Source organism: Arthrobacter sp. 35/47, assembly GCF_000520475.1.
In the GTDB taxonomy this organism is placed as follows: domain Bacteria; phylum Actinomycetota; class Actinomycetes; order Actinomycetales; family Micrococcaceae; genus Arthrobacter_D; species Arthrobacter_D subterraneus.
Genome location: NZ_KI914592.1, coordinates 144,158 through 146,341, shown reverse-complemented (window position 1 = coordinate 146,341; position 2,184 = coordinate 144,158). Strand labels below are relative to the sequence as shown.

Below are 2,184 nucleotides of genomic sequence, written 5' to 3'. Positions count from 1 at the left end.
ACCGATCCTGCCGATGAACCTGTTCCGGGAACGCAACTTCATCCTCACCACCGCCGGCGGCCTGCTCATCGGCGTGACCATGTTCGGCGCCATCGGTTACCTGCCTACCTACCTGCAGATGGTAACCGGCGCCAGTGCAACCAACGCCGGGCTGCTGATGATCCCGATGATGGGCGCATTGATCCTGACCTCCACCGTTTCGGGGTTCCTGGTGAGCAGGACCGGCCGGTACAAGTGGATGCCCATCGCCGGCGCGCTCGCCGTCACCGCCGCGCTGCTGCTTCTTTCGACCGTCGGTCCTCTCGTGCCGGTCTGGGTGATCTGCGTCTACATCGCCGTCATGGGCGCGGGGCTGGGGCTCACCATGCAGATTCTGGTGCTCATCGTGCAGAACACGTTTCCCAACCGCGTGGTCGGCACGGCGACGGCGTCGAACAACTACTTCCGGCAGATCGGCGCCACCCTGGGCTCAGCGGTTGTCGGCAGCCTGTTCACCGCGCGGGTGGCCGAACTCCTGCTGGAGCGCTTGCCTGCAGGCGGGGCTGGGCTGGACGGCGGCCCCAACTCGCTTACTCCGGAGATTGTCAGCGGCCTGCCCGGCGCCCTCCGGAACCCGATCATCGAGTCCTACAACGACGCGCTCACACCGCTGTTCCTCTACATGGCGCCGCTCGGTGTGATCGCTGCGCTCCTGTTCGCGTTCGTTCACGAGAAGGAACTCTCCAGAGTGATCGAGCGGGATGCTCCGGTGCCGGCCGCTACGGACCTGCCTGCAGGAATGGATACCCAGGCGGAGCCCAAGCCGGCATCCGGTGGGCGGATGTAGCGGGCCCCATGGCCCAATCCGGTCATCTCCGGCCGTTCGATGGAGAATGGGGCGATGGCCACTTCCTACCTGATCCGCCGCGAGCGGTTCATCGCTGCCCCTGCCTCCGCAATCTTCGAGGTCCTCGCAACACCCGCGCTCCACAGCGTCATTGACGGCTCCGGCACAGTGACGGGTGAGCAGCCCAACGGGCCGCAGCGGCTCTCGGAAGGGGCACGCTTCGGCATGGACATGAAGATCGGCGCACCCTACAAGATTCTCAACACGGTGGTCGAGTTTGACGAGGGGAAGCGGATCGCCTGGCGCCATTTTTCACGCCATGTCTGGCGCTATACCCTCCAGGAGCACGACGGCGGCACTCTGGTGGCCGAGGAATGGGACGCGCGCTCTGCCCCCGGCAGACCGCTGCTGAAGCTTCTGGGGTTCACGAGGAAACATCCGGAGTCAATTGAGCGCACCCTTGAAAACCTCGAACACTATGTGACCTCGAAACGCCAGTAAGCGCTTGACGGCAAGCAGGACTACTCGGACTCGTCCCCGCCGGTGAGGTCGGAGATCAGCGCTGTGGACGCGCAGTCACGGATGCCATTGATGCCTGCAACCGCAGTCGGCTTGTCATCGTACGGTTCGCTGGTCACCAGGGTTGCGCCGTCGTCCCCGGTGAGCCGGAACCGGTACCGCTTTTCGCCGTCGAAGTAGAGTTCAAACCTTCCAGCCATCCCAGGACTCCTTCGCTGTATGGTGCGATGTGTTCTTCCCTCAGATTATCAGCAGGCTTAGCAACTGGAGGAGATGAACCATCGACAACTGCAAGATAGTAAGCATACTGTTTTATTTGTAAGGGGTGATCTCCCCAACCCCTGGTGGAAGGAGATTGATCATGACACATCGCAGGCTGTGGGCAATGGCAGCGGCGGCAGGAATCAGCGCCGTGCTGCTCACCGGATGTGATGATCCGGGTGAAGGAGAATCACCCGAACAGAGTGAAGAGACCGAGTTCGACAATAACGACGGCATCGACGACGACCTCGAGGATAACTCGCGGGGCGAAGAAGAGCCCTCGGATGTAGCCACTGAACCTTCGGAGTGATAACCAATGACACAGAGCGAATCACCACGACACGAAGATCTTCCCCTGCCCGATTACGACCACCTTCCATTAGGTACCCTGCCCAGCAGGATCAACGGGCTGGACGAATCGGCAGTGAACCAGCTCCTGGACTACGAGCGGGCCCACGGGAACCGGCTTCCCGTAGTGCAGGTCCTTGAGCATCGGCTGGAGGCGCTGCGCAATGGTGCTGAACCCAGCGGACCGGCGAACCCCGACACTCCGGAGGTGACGAGCACCCGAGGCGGGT

At 62.5% G+C, this 2,184-nt stretch carries 4 protein-coding genes; 3 read left to right on the top strand and 1 reads right to left on the bottom strand.

Translation table 11 applies throughout. From position 1 onward, the window contains the following. The coding region (locus tag X803_RS18460) for an MFS transporter (protein ID WP_156930007.1) at nt 1–826 on the top strand (826 nt) is incomplete at its 5' end. Between the two features lie 54 nt (nt 827–880). Continuing rightward, entirely contained in the window at nt 881–1,327 is a 447-nt protein-coding gene (locus X803_RS0107360; protein WP_026544642.1) for an SRPBCC family protein, read from the top strand. Nucleotides 1,328–1,347: 20 nt separating this feature from the next. Here X803_RS0107360 and X803_RS18455 read toward each other — a convergent pair whose 3' ends face one another. Then, entirely contained in the window at nt 1,348–1,545 is a 198-nt protein-coding gene (locus X803_RS18455; protein ID WP_035778188.1) for a YegP family protein, read from the bottom strand. 161 nt (nt 1,546–1,706) lie between these two features. Between X803_RS18455 and X803_RS0107350 the strand changes: the two genes are divergently transcribed. Then, entirely contained in the window at nt 1,707–1,916 is a 210-nt protein-coding gene (locus X803_RS0107350) for a hypothetical protein (protein ID WP_156929998.1), read from the top strand. Nucleotides 1,917–2,184 lie beyond the last annotated feature (268 nt).